16 protein-coding genes are annotated in these 15723 nt (G+C 45.0%); 8 read left to right on the top strand and 8 right to left on the bottom strand.

Translation table 11 applies throughout. The annotated features are described in order from the left end of the window. The first annotated feature begins 23 nt into the window (after positions 1–23). From F9817_RS17975 to F9817_RS17955, 5 genes are all read left to right on the top strand, one after another. Positions 24–731 (top strand): ABC transporter permease, encoded by a 708-nt coding sequence (locus F9817_RS17975; protein WP_161157546.1) that lies wholly within the window; start codon positions 24–26, stop codon positions 729–731. Next, on the top strand, positions 728–1447 hold the full coding sequence (locus tag F9817_RS17970) for an ABC transporter permease (protein WP_161157545.1): 720 nt from the start codon (positions 728–730) through the stop codon (positions 1445–1447). The genes F9817_RS17975 and F9817_RS17970 overlap by 4 nt, the downstream gene beginning before the upstream one ends. Positions 1448–1455: 8 nt before the next feature. After that, complete coding sequence (hisP, locus tag F9817_RS17965; RefSeq protein ID WP_427916722.1) at positions 1456–2232, top strand: histidine ABC transporter ATP-binding protein HisP; 777 nt, start codon at positions 1456–1458, stop codon at positions 2230–2232. A gap of 190 nt (positions 2233–2422) precedes the next feature. Then, positions 2423–3358, top strand: a complete 936-nt coding sequence (locus tag F9817_RS17960; protein ID WP_161157544.1) for an L-lactate dehydrogenase — start codon at positions 2423–2425, stop codon at positions 3356–3358. Between the two features lie 26 nt (positions 3359–3384). Continuing rightward, the gene (locus F9817_RS17955) at positions 3385–4479 is read left to right on the top strand and encodes an iron-containing alcohol dehydrogenase family protein (RefSeq protein ID WP_161157543.1); all 1095 of its coding nucleotides are present in this window, start codon (positions 3385–3387) and stop codon (positions 4477–4479) included. On the opposite strand, the gene F9817_RS17950 is transcribed toward F9817_RS17955, so the two are convergent. Continuing rightward, the gene (locus F9817_RS17950) at positions 4449–5327 is read right to left on the bottom strand and encodes a LysR substrate-binding domain-containing protein (RefSeq protein ID WP_161157542.1); all 879 of its coding nucleotides are present in this window, start codon (positions 5325–5327) and stop codon (positions 4449–4451) included. The two genes, F9817_RS17955 and F9817_RS17950, sit on opposite strands and share 31 nt — an antisense overlap. A gap of 129 nt (positions 5328–5456) precedes the next feature. Between F9817_RS17950 and F9817_RS17945 the strand changes: the two genes are divergently transcribed. From F9817_RS17945 to F9817_RS17935, 3 genes are read left to right on the top strand one after another with little or no spacing between them, the layout of a single operon-like run. Next, positions 5457–6623, top strand: a complete 1167-nt coding sequence (locus F9817_RS17945) for a methionine aminotransferase (protein WP_161157541.1) — start codon at positions 5457–5459, stop codon at positions 6621–6623. A 12-nt stretch (positions 6624–6635) separates the two neighbouring features. Next, positions 6636–7439 carry a carbon-nitrogen hydrolase family protein gene (locus F9817_RS17940; RefSeq protein ID WP_161157540.1) on the top strand — a complete coding sequence of 268 codons (804 nt, stop codon included), beginning with the start codon at positions 6636–6638 and terminating at the stop codon, positions 7437–7439. A 32-nt stretch (positions 7440–7471) separates the two neighbouring features. Beyond that, positions 7472–8245 carry an ABC transporter substrate-binding protein gene (locus F9817_RS17935; RefSeq protein ID WP_161157539.1) on the top strand — a complete coding sequence of 258 codons (774 nt, stop codon included), beginning with the start codon at positions 7472–7474 and terminating at the stop codon, positions 8243–8245. 272 nt (positions 8246–8517) lie between these two features. Here F9817_RS17935 and F9817_RS17930 read toward each other — a convergent pair whose 3' ends face one another. The 7 genes from F9817_RS17930 to F9817_RS17900 form a co-directional block, all read right to left on the bottom strand. Then, positions 8518–8856, bottom strand: a complete 339-nt coding sequence (locus F9817_RS17930; RefSeq protein WP_161157538.1) for a cytosolic protein — start codon at positions 8854–8856, stop codon at positions 8518–8520. 80 nt (positions 8857–8936) lie between these two features. After that, on the bottom strand, positions 8937–9416 hold the full coding sequence (locus F9817_RS17925; RefSeq protein WP_161157537.1) for a MarR family winged helix-turn-helix transcriptional regulator: 480 nt from the start codon (positions 9414–9416) through the stop codon (positions 8937–8939). 180 nt (positions 9417–9596) lie between these two features. After that, positions 9597–10355 (bottom strand): class II aldolase/adducin family protein, encoded by a 759-nt coding sequence (locus F9817_RS17920; RefSeq protein WP_161157536.1) that lies wholly within the window; start codon positions 10353–10355, stop codon positions 9597–9599. Between the two features lie 95 nt (positions 10356–10450). After that, entirely contained in the window at positions 10451–11224 is a 774-nt protein-coding gene (locus F9817_RS17915) for an ABC transporter ATP-binding protein (protein WP_161157535.1), read from the bottom strand. Beyond that, positions 11221–13038 carry a branched-chain amino acid ABC transporter ATP-binding protein/permease gene (locus F9817_RS17910; RefSeq protein WP_161157534.1) on the bottom strand — a complete coding sequence of 606 codons (1818 nt, stop codon included), beginning with the start codon at positions 13036–13038 and terminating at the stop codon, positions 11221–11223. Before F9817_RS17910 ends, F9817_RS17915 begins: the two co-directional genes overlap by 4 nt. Next, positions 13035–14075, bottom strand: a complete 1041-nt coding sequence (locus tag F9817_RS17905; RefSeq protein WP_161157533.1) for a branched-chain amino acid ABC transporter permease — start codon at positions 14073–14075, stop codon at positions 13035–13037. The genes F9817_RS17910 and F9817_RS17905 overlap by 4 nt, the downstream gene beginning before the upstream one ends. A gap of 181 nt (positions 14076–14256) precedes the next feature. Continuing rightward, a complete protein-coding gene (locus F9817_RS17900) occupies positions 14257–15408 on the bottom strand; it encodes an ABC transporter substrate-binding protein (RefSeq protein ID WP_161157532.1) in 1152 nt (383 codons plus the stop codon). Positions 15409–15723 lie beyond the last annotated feature (315 nt).

Genomic DNA, 15723 nt, shown 5'->3' with positions numbered 1-15723 from the left:
CTTTTTAGTCAGGAGCTTTCCAGATGCTACACGAGTATGTAAGCATATTACATGACTATCAAAGCATAATTTGGCAGAGTTCATTAGTCACAGTTCAACTCGCACTGCTTTCTGTTGTGGTTGCGATCGTATTGGGGCTTGTCTCTGCAGTTGCTAAACTTTTCGGTTCAAAGCCTTTAGGCGTGATCGCTGATTGTTATACCACCTTAATCCGCGGAGTCCCGGATTTGGTATTAATGTTGGTGATTTTTTATGGCCTGCAGATGGCATTGAATAGCGTGACAGAATCGCTTGGTTGGGATCAAATTGACATTGACCCATTCTCCGCCGGCGTGATCACCATCGGTTTTATTTACGGTGCATATTTCACCGAAACCTTCCGCGGCGCATTTATGACTGTTTCTAAAGGTCAGATCGAAGCGGGTGTTGCTTACGGTTTCACTCCGTGGCAAGTCTTTATCAAAATTATCTTCCCACAAATGATGCGCTTTGCGTTGCCCGGCTTATCCAATAACTGGTTGGTTACCATGAAAGCGACTGCTTTGGTGTCGATTATCGGTTTAATTGATATTGTTAAAGTCACCCAAGATGCTGGTAAAGGGACCTATCACTTCTTTTTCTTTACCTGCGTAGCGGGCGTGTTGTATTTGCTGTTTACTACTGTATCCAACGTTGTGTTCTGGTGGTTAGGTAAAGTATTTTCAACTGGACATAAGAAGGCGCAGCTATGATCGATATTCTCCAACAATATGGAATAGCCTTCCTGTGGACAGATGGATACAAATGGAGTGGTGTTGCGGTTACGTTGTGGTTACTGGTTATATCAGTTTCGATCGGTTTTTGTATCTCGATTCCACTTTCTGTTGCGCGTGTTTCTAAATACAAAGTGATTTCTGTACCTGTATGGATTTTCTCGTATGTATTTCGTGGTACGCCACTGTATGTGCAACTGCTGATTTTCTACACAGGTGTGTACACGCTAGATTTTGTACGCGCGAGTGAGTTCCTTAACTGGTTTTTCCGCAGTGGTTACAACTGTACCTTGTTAGCGCTGGTATTAAATACTTGTGCTTATACTACAGAGATCTTTGCTGGCTCGATTCGTGAAACTAAAGCGGGTGAAGTAGAAGCTGCGCGTGCTTACGGTTTTAGCACTTGGTCGATGTATACAAAAATCATTATTCCATCAGCGCTACGTCGCGCAATGCCTGCTTATAGTAATGAAGTGATTATGATGCTTCACTCGACATCTCTGGCTTTCGCTGCAACCGTTCCAGATATTCTAAAAGTAGCTCGTGATGTTAACGCTGCAACCTACATGCCATTCCACGCATTTGGTATTGCTGCGGTTATCTATTTAATGATTTCTCTAATTTTAATTAGCTTGTTTAAACGAGCAGAAAAACGCTGGTTGAAGCATTTAGCTCCCTCGTCACAGAATGCATAGTGAGGCCCATGATGAATAACACAAAACTTGCCGTAAACGGTCTGCATAAAAAATATGGTAATCACGAAGTACTGAAAGGCGTTTCTTTAGAAGCGAAAGCGGGCGATGTGATCAGTATCATTGGTTCGTCTGGTTCAGGTAAAAGTACCTTCCTACGTTGTTTGAATTTCTTAGAAAAACCATACAAAGGCGAGATCTTTGTGAATGGTGAAGAAATCAAAATGGAGAAGGACAGCAATGGTGAGCTAAAAGTCATTAACAACAAAGAGCTACAAAAGTTACGCACACAGTTGACTATGGTGTTCCAACACTTCAATCTATGGGAACACATGACAGTGTTAGAGAACGTAATTGCTGCTCCGGTTAATGTATTAAAAATGCCAAAAGCCGAAGCAATTAAGCGTGCCGAAGCCTATTTAGATAAGGTTGGTATTGATAAAGACGCTCGCCAAAAATACCCAGCACAACTTTCTGGTGGTCAACAACAACGTGTATCGATTGCTCGCGCGTTGACGATGGAGCCTGAAGTACTACTGTTTGACGAACCAACATCAGCACTTGATCCTGAGCTTGTGGGTGAAGTACTAAAAATTATGCAGCAATTAGCGGAAGAAGGAAAAACCATGGTTGTTGTGACTCACGAAATGGGTTTCGCGCGTCACGTATCGAACCACGTTGTTTTCTTACACCAAGGTAAGATTGAAGAGCAAGGCAATCCTGATGATGTGCTCGTCAATCCGAAAAGTGAACGTTTACAACAATTCCTATCAGGGGCGCTGAAGTAATACAATCGATATTGCCGACAGCTGTTTCTCTAAAAGCCTGACCATGTTGTCAGGCTTTTTTGTACCTACTTCAAGCCGTTAAGGTAGGTCTGACTTTTTCTCATGGCTACTATGATAACAATTCGCTACTCAGCCAGAGAGTGATCATCTAAGTTGCCGTACAACTGTATATATAAGGCAGGGAAAGAATATGAGTATCAAAACCAGAAAAGTAGCAGTGATTGGGGTAGGGCGTGTTGGTTCTCACGTTGCGAGTCACCTTGTTACGAAAGGACTTTGTGATGAATTGGTTTTGATTGATACCGATGTACAAAAAGCTGAGAGTCATCGCATTGATTTGCGAGACTGTGCAGCATTTGGTGCGCACCGTTTAACCGTAACATGTGGTGATTATGCCGATTTGGATGATGCCGACATTGTGGTGATAAGTGCCAGCGGTCCAATTGTAGAAGAAGAACGTTTGTTAGAGTTGGATAATAACCTTAGTATCGTTAGCGATGTCGCGGCTAAGCTTAAAGCCACTCAGTTCAATGGTATTGTGATTTCCATAACCAATCCATGTGATGTGATTGCCCAATACATGCATGCGTTAACCGGGTTGTCTGTGATTGGTACAGGTACATTGATTGATTCTGCACGTTTAAGAGCTGCATTGTCTCGAGAAACGGGCATCTCTCCTCGTTATATTCAAGCGTATTGCTTAGGTGAACACGGCAATAGTCAATTTGTCGCAAAAAGTCATATTTCTTTTATGGGAGTATCACTTGAAGAATGCTTGCAAGATGGTTCTGGTCGTTTTGAAGGGCTAGATTTCGCTGCGTTGCAAAAAGAAGTGATTGGTGCCGGATGGGATATCTATCGAGGCAAATTAGCTACTGAATTTGGTATCAGTACCGCAGCTTGTGAATTGATTGACGCTATTTTCCATGATGATGCGCGTGTTCTCCCTTGCTCTACCATGTTAAAAGGTCAATATGGCCAAAGTGATGTGTATGCAAGCACTCCTTGTGTTATCGGCAAAGATGGCGTGCAAACTATCCTTGAGCTTAACTTAACTCAAGAAGAACAAGCGTTGATGACGCAAAGCTGTGAGATCATCAAGCAGCACCGCCCAGCAGTAAATTAACCACGAATAAATTGAGAATATAATAAATGTCAAACACAACAATGAAATTGCCTTTTACTGCCCATGTATTGCGTGGTAAAGGTGCCTTGAACGATTTTTTGCCTGCGGTTGCTACACGTGGTCAACGCCTATTTATCATTGGTGGTGAGCGTGCACTCTCAAGCTTTATGCCTAAATTTGATTTATGCCTAGCGCAACATTCGGAGCACAACTTTGTGGTTGAACAGCATTGGCATGGCGGCGAAGTATCACAAACCAATATTGATCAACTGACAGCGAAAGCGCGTGATTTTAAAGCGGATGTCATCATCGGTGTGGGTGGTGGTAAAGCGATCGATATGGGCAAAGCAGTAGCGGAAAGTGTAGGTTGCCCAGCAGCAACCATTCCAACGATTGCCGCAACCTGCGCAGCTAACTCATCAGTCTCTGTGGTATATCACGATAATGGCCATTACGATTACATTTACATGTTAAGTAACGCGCCAGAATTTGTTGTATTAGATAGCGAACTGATTGCTGATGCTCCTGTGCGTTGGTTATCGGCGGGTCTTGGCGATACGTTGGCGAAGCTTTATGAATTCCGAGCCATTGCATCAAAAGCCCCTGATTGTAGCTTGAACATGTCTGCCTTCAGTAACGGCAAATTGTGTTATGACGTGATCGCGAAATATGGCGAAGAAGCGGTCGCTGAAGTCAATCGTAAAGAAGCGGGATTTGCTTTAGAGCAAGTGATGGATGCCATCTTTATTTTTGCGGCTCTAACATCAACGATGGGAGTAGGCGATCACGTTGCTGCCGCTCATGCGATATATGATGGTTTCACTGTGATTGATAAAACGCGCCACTTTGGTCATGGTCTATTGGTGGGCTTTGGTAATCTGTGTTTACTTTCACTAGAAGAACGCTCAGACGAAGAGATCATTGAAGAAATCAAACTGGCTAAAAAATGTGGTGTGCCAGTGACACTAAATGAAATTGCTGATCTTACTGAAGAAGAACTTACTCAAGTGTGTGCCGCTGCCGTTGCAACCAGCGACATGGATAACATGCCAATGAGTGTGTCAACTGAGCAAACTATTGCAGCAATGCATCATGTGTCTAAACTTGCTTCATCACTTTGAAACCATTCAATAAATTCATCTAGTACTTGTGATGATTGATGAGAAGACCGGTGTACCAGATAATAGCTGGCACCGGTTTTTATTTGCGTATCGAACGGAGCAATTAAGCGTTTCATCCGAATGTCATCCGCCACAAGATGAACATCGGCCATCGCGATACCAAAGCCTTGCACCGCTGCACTGATCGCTAAATCCATGGTCGTAAAGTATTGATGTTTATGAGATTGTGGCTTTTCATGTTGGGTTTCTTTAAACCATAACGACCAATCCGTTTGATCTTGAGTCGGGTGAAGGAGCGTATAGTCATCTAAGTTAATCGAACGTCCTGCTGGCACAATATGTGGCGCTATCACAGGGCCGATTGACTCATCAAATAATTTTACCGCATGACCTTGCTCTCCATGAGCAGTACGAAACACAATGCCCGCATCAAAATTCTCGGTACGAAAATTCACATCGTGATCAGTCGTTGTGGTCAGAGAAACATGAATATGTGGTTTCTCATTTTGGAAAGCCATGAGTTTTGGTACTAGCCAGCGCATTGAGCAAGTTGGTGCTTTGAGGCGAATTTCACTGCGCTGCATGCACGCCTTTTCGGTCACTGCGAGTAAGCGCTCATAAGCCTTTTGTAACTCAGGTAAAATCTCTTGCCCTTGCGTTGTCAAAGATAAACCACGCGCATGCCGATGAAATACCGTAAAGCCCAAATACTCTTCTAAGGTGGCAATTTGGCGACTCACCGCACCTTGCGTCACACACAGTTCGTTAGCTGCATGGGTGAAGTTCAAATGTTTTGCCGTAATAACAAAAGCATAGAGAGCATTAAAGGGAGGAGTTCGTCGTGACATGGTCATTTCACCAGCTATGTGTTTTTCTCATGCCTATTATGACAAGATTTCGTTACTCGTGACAACGGTGAACACGGTAAATTATCCCATTCTGAACTATCAGATGATGGTTATTGTTAAGAGGTTTTCATGATTCAAACACCCGTAACATCGCGCACTAAACTGGATAACGTCGGTACCACTATATTTTCTGTTATTGGTGAGTTATCTCGTCGTCACGATGCGATTAATCTTTCACAGGGCGCTCCTAATTTTGCTTGTGATTCAGAGTTAATCAAAGGGGTAACGCTAGCTATGGAAAACAATCATAACCAGTATGCTGTTATGACGGGTTATGAGCTGCTGCGCCAACGTATTGCAGAAAAAGTACAGAATGTTTACGGGCGTTGTTATGACGTAGACAGTGAAGTATTGGTCACTGCAAGTGCAAGCCAAGCGATTTACTCAACCATCTCTGCTTTAGTTCATCCTGGTGATGAAGTGATTTATTTCGAGCCGTCTTTTGATAGTTACGCACCTATTGTGCGTCTACAGGGGGCGACGCCAATCCCACTCAAACTGGTTGCACCAGAATTTAAAATAAATTGGGATGAAGTAAGAGCGACCATCAGTAGCAAGACCAAAATGATCATCATAAATACACCGCATAACCCAACGGGTCAGGTGTTATCAAAACAAGATCTTGATGAGCTTGCTGCAATTACCAGAAACACGGATATCGCGATTCTTTCTGATGAAGTATACGAACACATCGTTTTCGATCAGCAACCTCACTGTGGTATGGCTAGTCATGAAGAACTGGCTGCACGCAGTGTCATTATCTCTTCGTTTGGTAAAACGTTTCACGTCACTGGCTGGCGTGTAGGTTACTGCGTTGCACCGCAAGGGTTGATGGATGAAGTGGTGAAAGTGCACCAATTCTTAATGTTTGCTGCCGATACCCCGATGCAATATGCGTTTGCTGAATACATGAAAGATCCCCAGACTTATCTTCACCTCGGTCAGTTTTATCAGCATAAACGCGATCTGATGATAGAGTCTTTGGCAGACAGTCCGTTTCACATTATACCTAGCAGTGGTTCTTTCTTCTTGTTGGCCAGCTATGGCCATCTTAGCCAAGAGAAAGACAGTGATGTTGTCACCCGACTCATAAAAGAACAAGGTGTGGCAACTATCCCGCTATCAGCGTTTTACACTGATAGCACTGATAATAAAATGATTCGTCTTTCATTCGCAAAAGACGACGCAACGATTAAGTCTGGCGCAGCTGCGCTTTGTCAGGCTCGATTTGATTAGGGATAACGCTTCATGAAAGTATCGGTAGCAGCCATTCAAATGAACAGTGGCGATCAGGTTGAGCAGAATCTTGCACGCGCACGTATGTGGGTGCTTGAGGCGGCATCACAAGGTTGTCAGTTTGTGGTATTGCCCGAATACTTCTGCTTTGTTGGCGCAAGTGATGAAGAGCGCTTGAGCCATGCAGAGTTAGCAGAACTAGGTCCTATTCAAAAAGAGTTACAAGCAATAGCAAAAGAAGCACAGGTATGGTTATCTGCAGGTACTGTGCCTCTTTTAAGCTCAACGTCAGACAAAATCTATAACGCCAACTTACTGTTTAATCCTCAAGGAGAGCAGGTTGGACGTTACGACAAAGTACACCTCTTTGGCTTCGATAACGGCCAAGAAAGTTACAAAGAGTCGGATACGCTGCTTGCGGGCAAAGAGATTCAAACGTTTGAATTACCTTTTGCTAAAGTCAGACCCTCTGTGTGTTACGATTTACGCTTTCCAGAGCTTTATCGACACCAGTCTGGGTATGAACTGATCACGGTTCCTGCTGCTTTTACCTACACCACAGGTGAGGCACACTGGGAACTGTTATTACGCACTCGCGCTATTGAAAACCAATGCTTTGTGATTGCTGCAGCCCAAACGGGTTTTCATCCAAATGGCAATCAAACCTTTGGTCATAGCATGATCATTGACCCATGGGGCAAAGTATTGGCAGTACAAGAAGACGGTGAAGGTGTTATAAAAGCAGACATTGATTTCGCCGTATTAAATCAAAGTCGACAACAATTACCGGCATTAAAAAACCGGATATTTTATTAATTTTTATCATTATTGATATCAAGGGAATACTTATGAAAAAAGCACGTTTAGTGATGCTTGCTCTAGGCTTGTTGGCAACGACTTCTTCTTTTGCTGCCACGCTGCGTTATGGCTTGGAAGCTGAATATCCACCGTTTGAAAGTAAAAATGCTCAGGGCCAATTGGTCGGTTTCGATATTGAATTAGGTAAAGCGATTTGTGAGCGCATGAATGAAAAATGCGTTTGGAAAGAAAACAGCTTTGACTCATTGATTCCAGCGTTGAATGCGAAAAAATTTGATGTAATCAACTCCGCAATGAATATCACAGAAAAACGTGGTAAAGCGATTGATTTCACTAACCCAATCTATCGTATTCCGACTCAGCTGATTGCGCGTAAAGGTCAAAACTTAAAACCAACCGCAGAATCACTACGTGGTAAAAACATCGGTGTTTTACAGGGTTCAATCCAAGAAGTGTATGCCAAAGCTCACTGGGAACCAAAAGGCGTGACTATCACCGCGTATAAAGACCAAAACATGGTGTACTCAGACATGGCAATGGGCCGTGTTGATGGCACATTAGTTATGGCTGCTGCGGGTCAATCTGGTTTTCTAAGTAAACCAGCAGGTAAAGATTACGAGTTCGTTGGCGGTGCACTGAACGATGAAAAAATCCTAGGTAGCGGCATCGGTTTTGGCTTGCGTAAAGGCAGCGATGAGCTAAAAGCAAAACTCAACAAAGCTATCAAAGAAGTTCAAGACGACGGCACCGTTACCCGTCTTGCTAAGAAATACTTCACCGGTTTTGATGTAAGCGTTAACTAATCAAAACCTAGCGATTTTCGCAAACACAATATCTCTAAAACAAAGCACACAGATGGCATCCACTGTGTGCTTTTTTTGTTGGCTGGTGTTGGAGTATTCAAACCTAGCAGAATCAATATTCGAAATTGGCAGCTAGTAAAAATCGACAATCTTTAATACCGGAAGACTGCCTTATGGTTTTAATTAGTGTAAAAAAAGTTACTGTAATTTTTTTTACAGTAACTTTATTTACACTAAATATCTCATGCTCTACTCAATTGGCCTGAACTATGTCAGTTCATGCGGGTAATAAATGTCTGCTCATCATCGACAAACGCAACATAGCCGCCGTGATAGATAAATACCCGGCCACGGCCTTCAACTAAGCAGGCCAGTTGTGGGTTTAAATCTTCTTCAAGTTGTTGGCTTTGGAACGTTCCGGTGTCGGTGATTATGCCGCTGAGTGCAGGCAAATATCCATAAGTGCGCTTGGCTTGATCGATCAGGCTCAATTCGCTGGTGATAGAGAAGCAAGAAGGAATCGCACCGGCATCTTCGATAAATAAAGGTTTTAGCTCTTCGAAAGCGGTAATCACCAGCCAGTCGATGCCGTTAACATGATGGATAAACATAGAGTTACTCGTTAATTCTGATGCGAATATTTTATCATTATTAAACCTAAAGTTGCTAACGCGGTGCTATTTGGGCACACCTACTCAGGCAAATTATGAAACAGCTGTTCGAGCAATTTATTTAAGCGTTTGATTTGTGCTTCGGTCATGCCTTTGAAGCTTTGTTTGAAGAGTGGGGCGGTAGTGTCTTGAATTTCGTTGAGAGCGTGGATGCCTTTTTCAGTGATCATCACTTCAGTCACTCGGCCATCGTCGCTGCTGATTTGGCTTTCGACTAAGCCTTCATCTTTCATGCGTTGCACGATTTTTGTCACGGTAGGAAGCTTGGCAATGGAATGCATTGCGATTTGAGAAATGCTGCAATGACCTTCCTGGTTCAAAGTGGCGAGAATGCGCCAGCGAGGAATATCTAGGTTTACTTTTTTAAGTGCTTTTTCCATCGCTTGTGAGTAGCGACCATGAACTTGAGCAAGCCAGTAAAAAGGAAAGTCTTCTTTATGAAAATCGTCACTAGATGGATTGTAGCGCTGACTTCTTGGCAGACGAGGTTTTTGAGTCATTAAACAGCCTTGTAAAATATCGTGATCCGTAATGTCGTATCAACAGCGTTGAAACCGGTCAAAATAATACACAAAACCAGGTCGCTAAGCGAACAAAACTCCTCCAGAGTGGTACGTAACGCAGAATCACTCCAGAGAAGATATATTACGCGATTATATACTGTTTAATGGTGTGGGAGCTTACCAGCAGGCGCCGCGTTCTGCTTCCATTTTACGTGCCATGGCGGCAAACCATTTATCCGCAAAGCCACTTTCGTCCACCAGCATTTTGGTTAATCCCGCGCATTTTTCACCAATCGCCTCAGGAAGTATGACATCTTTGCCGCCCATCGCACCGGCGGCAAGTTGGATTTCTGCTGCGCGTTGCACTGTCCAAAGTAGGAACATACAACGTTCAATATCGTATTCACCCACGGCAATACCATGGTTACGCAGGACTAAAACGTGTTTATCCCCTAGGCTAGCCAACATACGAGATTTTTCTTCAGCAAATAGCGTGATCCCTTCAAAGGTATGATAGCCCACTCGACCATAGAGCTGTGCACCATAAAAGTTATCGTGCGAGAAACCATCTTCTTTCATTGCTACGGCAGAGACTTCATTGGTATGGGTGTGAATGACACAGTGAACGTCTTCGCGAGCCCCATGAATAGCACCATGCAGTGCAAAACCTGCCGGGTTACCATCGTATGGTGAGTCGTCGAGTTTATTACCGTTTACATCCACTTTGATGAGATTAGCTGGCGTGATTTCGGTGTAGTTTAAACCGAATGGATTAACGAGATATTCGCCTTCAACTTCTGGGCGGCGTGCAGAAATATGGTTAAAGATGGTTTCGGTCCAACCAAAAAAGTCGACCAAATGGTAGCAATAAGCGAGTTTAATGCGTAGATCCCATTCAGCTTGAGAAATATGTTCAGGGCGTGTGACATTACTCATCGTATCTTCCTTGTTATCTAGATGTGTGATGTAGGAGCACGAAGACCAACCGTGCTCGATAAAGTATGGGTTAATCGGATAATGCGAGTAGGGGATTAACCGGTTAAGCGTTCTTGGTGTTTACTGGCAATACCCAAGTAAGCATCAATCACGCGTGAATCGTTGGCGAGTTCATGGGCTGGGCCTTGCAATGAGACTTTGCCCCCTTCTAGAACGTAGGCGTAGTCCGCGACATTTAACGCAGCACGAGCGTTTTGCTCGACCAGCAAAATCGATACGCCTTGATTGCGTAAGTCGTTAAATATTTTGAATATCTCGCGAGTAATCAGCGGTGCTAAACCTAAGCTAGGCTCATCGAGCATCAATAATTTAGGTTGGCTCATCATGGCACGACCAATCGCGAGCATTTGTCGTTCACCCCCCGATAAAGTGCCCGCTTGTTGGTGGCGGCGTTCCCATAATCGAGGAAACAAGCTGTAGATCTCTTCCAGCGTGATTTTGTAGCTGCCATCCCCTTTGCGATAACGCAGAAATGCGCCAAGTTTGAGGTTGTCTTCCACGGCCATCGAGGCAAACAGTTCGCGTTTTTCAGGTACGAGGCCAAGGCCTTTGCTGACTAACCCTTCTACGGATGCATGACCATGATTCTCGCCGTCAAAGCGAATCGTGCCGCGCGACGGGAGCATGCCCATAATGGCGGAAAGTAGGGTGGTTTTGCCTGCGCCGTTAGGGCCAATCACCGTCACCAATTGGCCTTTTTTGAGTGATAAATCGATATTGTGCAACGCATCCACTTGGCCATACGAAACGCATAAATTCGATACGTTTAATAAGGCCGGTTGAGTATTGAGTGGGGTAACTAAGCTCATGCGGCACCTCCTAAGTAAGCTTCTAAAACGGCAGGGTTGGTTTGAATCTCTTCAGGTAATCCTTCTGCGATTTTTTCGCCAAACTCCATAACCACAATGCGATCGACCAAATTCATCACAAAATCCATATCGTGTTCGACCAGTAAAATCGCCATACCTTCTTGGCGCAGTTTATTAAGCAGTTCACTCAGTGCTTGTTTCTCTTGCAAGCGCAGCCCCGCAGCTGGCTCATCGAGCAGCAGCACGCATGGGTCGCTACAGAGCGCCCGTGCAATTTCCAAAATCCGTTGCTGGCCAAGGGCTAAACTGCCTGCTTCGTGGTAGAGGTATTCACCTAACCCGACTCGTTCAAGTTGGTATTTGGCTTCGGCTAAAATCTGCTGTTCTTCTTGGCGTTCAGAGTGAAATGCAGCACTTAATACGCCTTTTTGTCCGCGTTGGTGCGCACCGAGAGCGACGTTTTCTAGTACCGTCATGCTTGGAATCAGTTTGACGTGCTGGAAGGTACGGCTCATTCCCATATGAGAGACTTCACGAGCGGTTTTTCCTTTGAGGTTTTCGCCAAGAAAATACACGTCACCATCGCTTGGCGTATCGACCGCCGAAAGCTGATTAAACATAGTGCTTTTGCCTGCGCCATTAGGGCCGATTAAGGCCAATACTTCGCCAGAATAAAGGGTGAAACTCACTTGGTTGTTTGCGACTAAGCCACCAAAGCGACGGGTGATGTTCTTTGCTTCGAGTACCTTGGTGCCTTTGGTTGGCAGTGAGCGTTTATCTAGAGGCGCGGCATTGGATAAATCTGTTTTGGCGGTAGGCTGGGCTTTTTTAGTGTATGGTTTCCAGCTTGCAGGTAAGCGTTTGAGCAGATTTGGCCAGAGTCCTTCGGGGCTTTTTTGCATCAAGAGTACAATCAATAAACCAAGAATAATGGTTTCATATTGGCCATCGCTGCCCAAAATACTTGGCAACCAATCTTGCAGCCATTGTTTGAGCATGGTGAGAATGCCTGCTCCCAAAATCGCGCCCCAAACATGACCCACACCACCAACGAGAGCCATAAATAAATAATCGATTCCCATGCCTAACCCAAATGGTGTTGGGTTGACGAAGCGCTGCATATGCGCGTAGAGCCAGCCAGACGTGGCAGCGAACAGGGCCGAGATTAAGAAGATGATCATTTTCGAGCGAAAGGTATTAATCCCCATGGATTCGGCCATCAGCTGACCATTTTTTAGCGCGCGAATCGCGCGACCTTCACGGGAGTTAAGCAAGTTAGCGGTAATCAGTACAGCCGCCAGCAGCAGGGCCCAGAGCAGATAAAACATATCTTCACTGCTTTTCAAACTGATGCCAAACAGGGTTAGGGATGGAATACCGCTAAGCCCAGTGTGGCCGCCCATGGCAGGCAATGTACCGAATAGGTAATAGAGGGATATGCCCCACGCAATCGTACCGAGAGGTAAATAGTGCCCAGAGAGTTTTAATGTGATGCTACCAATGAGTAGTGCCACAACCGCAGTCAGAACCAAACCGACGATCAGAGCGATCCATGGTGATCCCGCTGTCCATGAAAGCCAAGCAGGTAATTGCTCGCTGGTGGTCAGGTAAGCGGTGGTATACGCGCCCAAGCCAACAAAGGCCGCTTGGCCAAAGCTTGTCATGCCCGCCACTCCAGTGAGTAGCACTAAACCTAATACGACTAAGCTATAAAGACCGATATAGTTCAACAGAGTGACTTGATAACTTGGCAGCGCCAGCGGCGCTACAATAGCGACAACCAATAAGGTGCCAATGATTAAACGCAATTTCATCCGTCGTTCTCCTCGAGTTGTTGGCCGTGCATTGAGCGCCAAACTAAGAACGGAATAATCAACATAAACACTATGATTTCTTTGTAGTTACTGGCCCAAAACATCGATAAGGCTTCGACCAAGCCAACGGCAATTGAGCCAAAGGCCGCCAGTGGGTAACTGACTAAGCCGCCAATGATGGCGCCAACAAATCCTTTCAGGCTAATCACGAAACCGGAGTCGTAATAAAGAGTGGTAATTGGAGCGATAAGGATGCCGGAAGCAACGCCAATAAAGGTGGCTAACCCAAACGTGGCTTTGCCAGCAAAATCAGGAGAAATGCCAATCAATCGTGCGCCAGTGCGGTTAATCGCTGTCGCTTTTAACGCTTTGCCATACAAGGTGCGATCAAAGGCGATAAACAGCATCACAATCAAACAAAGTGACGCCGCGATAACCCAAAGGGTTTGGCTTTTGAGCATGATATTACCCAGGCGAAATACACTGCTGGAGAACGGTTCGGTGCGGGCACCTTCGGGACCAAACATTAGCAGTCCAACCCCAACCATCGCTACATGCAGCGCAATAGAAACAATCAGCAATACCAGTGAGGGAGCAGAAGCCAGCGGCTGAAAACAGACGCGATAAATCATCGGCCCTATAGGAACAATCAGTCCCAGAGTCAAAACGCCTTGGATAAACATTGGCATATTGGCGAGCGGCAGAGTGTAAGCGCCAAGCAGCATTAAGCCGGCGTACGATAACTTGACCACCATGAAAGGCAGTGCTTTGGGGTTAAATCCTTGTGATTTCATAGTGTAGAGATCCATCACACAAGTAATCACAGTAAAGGTCACCAATAACCAAACCGTCATTGGTGTGTTATTGGCTTGAATCATCGCCATGGTGAGTGCGCCATAGGTGACAAACTCCCCTAATGGGATAAGTAAAACTCGGGTGACGGTAAAAACCAGTAAGATCGACATTGCGAGTAACGCGTAGATCGCGCCATTGGTTATTCCATCCTGTCCGAGCAGTACAGCAATCTGAAAATTCATACGCCTGATTTCCTCGGTATCTTCCTTGAAGTGTGACGCTGAAGTAGTGCACTTCAGTGTTGAGGATGTCGTGGATTGCACGCATCCTTCTGTTATTGTTCATTCAGTTGGGTTTTAAGAGCACAATGGATTGAGCGTTCCTGTGCTCACTCAACTCGGTTGCTGGTGTCTTTGCGACGTATTATTTCAGCAGGACCCAGTGATCATTTTTCACTTGAATCAATTCTCGGCCACGTTCATCAAAACCGCTGTGGTCTGCTGGGCTCATGTTATATACCCCTTGCGTACCCGGTAGATTTTTGGTGTTTTCTAACGCTGTGCGCAGCGCAACGCGAAAGGCTTCCGTCCCCGGTTTTGCGGTTTTCAGTGCAGTAGGAATTGCGTTTTGTAGCAGTAATCCCGCGTCATAAACGTTGCTACCAAACGTAGGTGGCGTCACTTGATATTTGGCTTTGTACGCATCGACATATTTTTGCGCGACTTGCTTTTCTGGGCTGTCTGGAACTTGATCCAAAACCAACATGAGGCTCGCAGCAAGAATGGTTCCGTTAACTTCTTTACCACCTAACTTCAAGAAGGAATCCAAAGCTGCGCCATGAGTTTGATACATCTGACCGGTATAGCCTTGTTCTTTCAACGTTGTTTCAGGCATCACTGAAGAGCTGCCTGGTGCGGCGATAAGAGTTGCATCTGGATTGGCCATTAACACTTTGAGTGCTTGTCCGGTGATCGAGGTGTCTTGACGTTGGAAGTGTTCATCGGCGACGATTTTGATTCCTGCCTTCTCGGTTAGGCCTTTCATGACTTTGGACCAGTTTTCCCCGTAGGTATCCGCAGTGCCGATCATCCCGAGTGTTTTGATGCCGGAAGCTTTCATTTGATCCACGAGCGCTGATGCAATTAAGTCATCATTTTGGGTGGTCTTAAACACCCATTTCTTCTGCTCGTTCATGGGCAATACCACGGCTGCGGTGCCTACTGGCGCCAACATAGGCGTTTTCGACTCAGCCGCAAATTGAATCACGCCCATTGCATTGCCAGAGCCACTTGGGCCAATGATGGCGTCGACATGTTCTTCACTGATGAGTTTCTTGAACGCTTTCACTGTCGCGGTAGGGTCGCTGCCATCATCTAAAGGCAGGTAGGTAATTTTTTCGCCCGCCACCGATTTGGGTAGTAAATCGATAGAGTTTTTCTGTGGAATTCCGACGAGTGCAATAGGGCCTGTACTCGACGTGACCACCCCAATTTTAATCTCGGCAAAGCTGGAATAAGAACTTGCTAGCAGTGATGTACCGATAGCGAGGGATAGCAACGATTTTCTCGTAAGCATAACGATCTCCGTTCATTGGAAATGGGCATACATCCTGTTCAACTCAAACCTTTTGGTTGATCACCAATGGGCGATTTGAGTTGGCCCGACTTTATGACATTGGTGGTTTATCGTGCACGTTGTGTGCCACATCTTGTTGGTGCATCAAGTTGGACATTTGGATATGAGCTGAAAAAACCGGAGAAATGGTGCTGTTTTTTTGTGCGACCAAATGAGCGTGAAACCCGCGTAATACATGGTGTTGCATAACGTTCAAATGTTATTAAAAAAGTCATTTTTTAACATTAAAAAATAGTGAAAAAATTTTTTGAATAT

The sequence above is a fragment of the Vibrio eleionomae genome, from assembly GCF_009874545.1.
Taxonomy (GTDB): domain Bacteria; phylum Pseudomonadota; class Gammaproteobacteria; order Enterobacterales; family Vibrionaceae; genus Vibrio; species Vibrio nitrifigilis.
Note: the sequence above shows the minus strand (reverse complement) of the source record. Positions and strands in the feature narration are given on the sequence as shown.

Coding starts and splice junctions, on each gene's coding strand:
- F9817_RS17975 (WP_161157546.1), top strand. CDS start 24: ATGCTACACGAGTATGTAAGCATATTACATGACTATCAAAGCATAATT.
- F9817_RS17970 (WP_161157545.1), top strand. CDS start 728: ATGATCGATATTCTCCAACAATATGGAATAGCCTTCCTGTGGACAGAT.
- hisP (WP_427916722.1), top strand. CDS start 1,456: ATGATGAATAACACAAAACTTGCCGTAAACGGTCTGCATAAAAAATAT.
- F9817_RS17960 (WP_161157544.1), top strand. CDS start 2,423: ATGAGTATCAAAACCAGAAAAGTAGCAGTGATTGGGGTAGGGCGTGTT.
- F9817_RS17955 (WP_161157543.1), top strand. CDS start 3,385: ATGTCAAACACAACAATGAAATTGCCTTTTACTGCCCATGTATTGCGT.
- F9817_RS17950 (WP_161157542.1), bottom strand. CDS start 5,327: ATGTCACGACGAACTCCTCCCTTTAATGCTCTCTATGCTTTTGTTATT.
- F9817_RS17945 (WP_161157541.1), top strand. CDS start 5,457: ATGATTCAAACACCCGTAACATCGCGCACTAAACTGGATAACGTCGGT.
- F9817_RS17940 (WP_161157540.1), top strand. CDS start 6,636: ATGAAAGTATCGGTAGCAGCCATTCAAATGAACAGTGGCGATCAGGTT.
- F9817_RS17935 (WP_161157539.1), top strand. CDS start 7,472: ATGAAAAAAGCACGTTTAGTGATGCTTGCTCTAGGCTTGTTGGCAACG.
- F9817_RS17930 (WP_161157538.1), bottom strand. CDS start 8,856: ATGTTTATCCATCATGTTAACGGCATCGACTGGCTGGTGATTACCGCT.
- F9817_RS17925 (WP_161157537.1), bottom strand. CDS start 9,416: ATGACTCAAAAACCTCGTCTGCCAAGAAGTCAGCGCTACAATCCATCT.
- F9817_RS17920 (WP_161157536.1), bottom strand. CDS start 10,355: ATGAGTAATGTCACACGCCCTGAACATATTTCTCAAGCTGAATGGGAT.
- F9817_RS17915 (WP_161157535.1), bottom strand. CDS start 11,224: ATGAGCTTAGTTACCCCACTCAATACTCAACCGGCCTTATTAAACGTA.
- F9817_RS17910 (WP_161157534.1), bottom strand. CDS start 13,038: ATGAAATTGCGTTTAATCATTGGCACCTTATTGGTTGTCGCTATTGTA.
- F9817_RS17905 (WP_161157533.1), bottom strand. CDS start 14,075: ATGAATTTTCAGATTGCTGTACTGCTCGGACAGGATGGAATAACCAAT.
- F9817_RS17900 (WP_161157532.1), bottom strand. CDS start 15,408: ATGCTTACGAGAAAATCGTTGCTATCCCTCGCTATCGGTACATCACTG.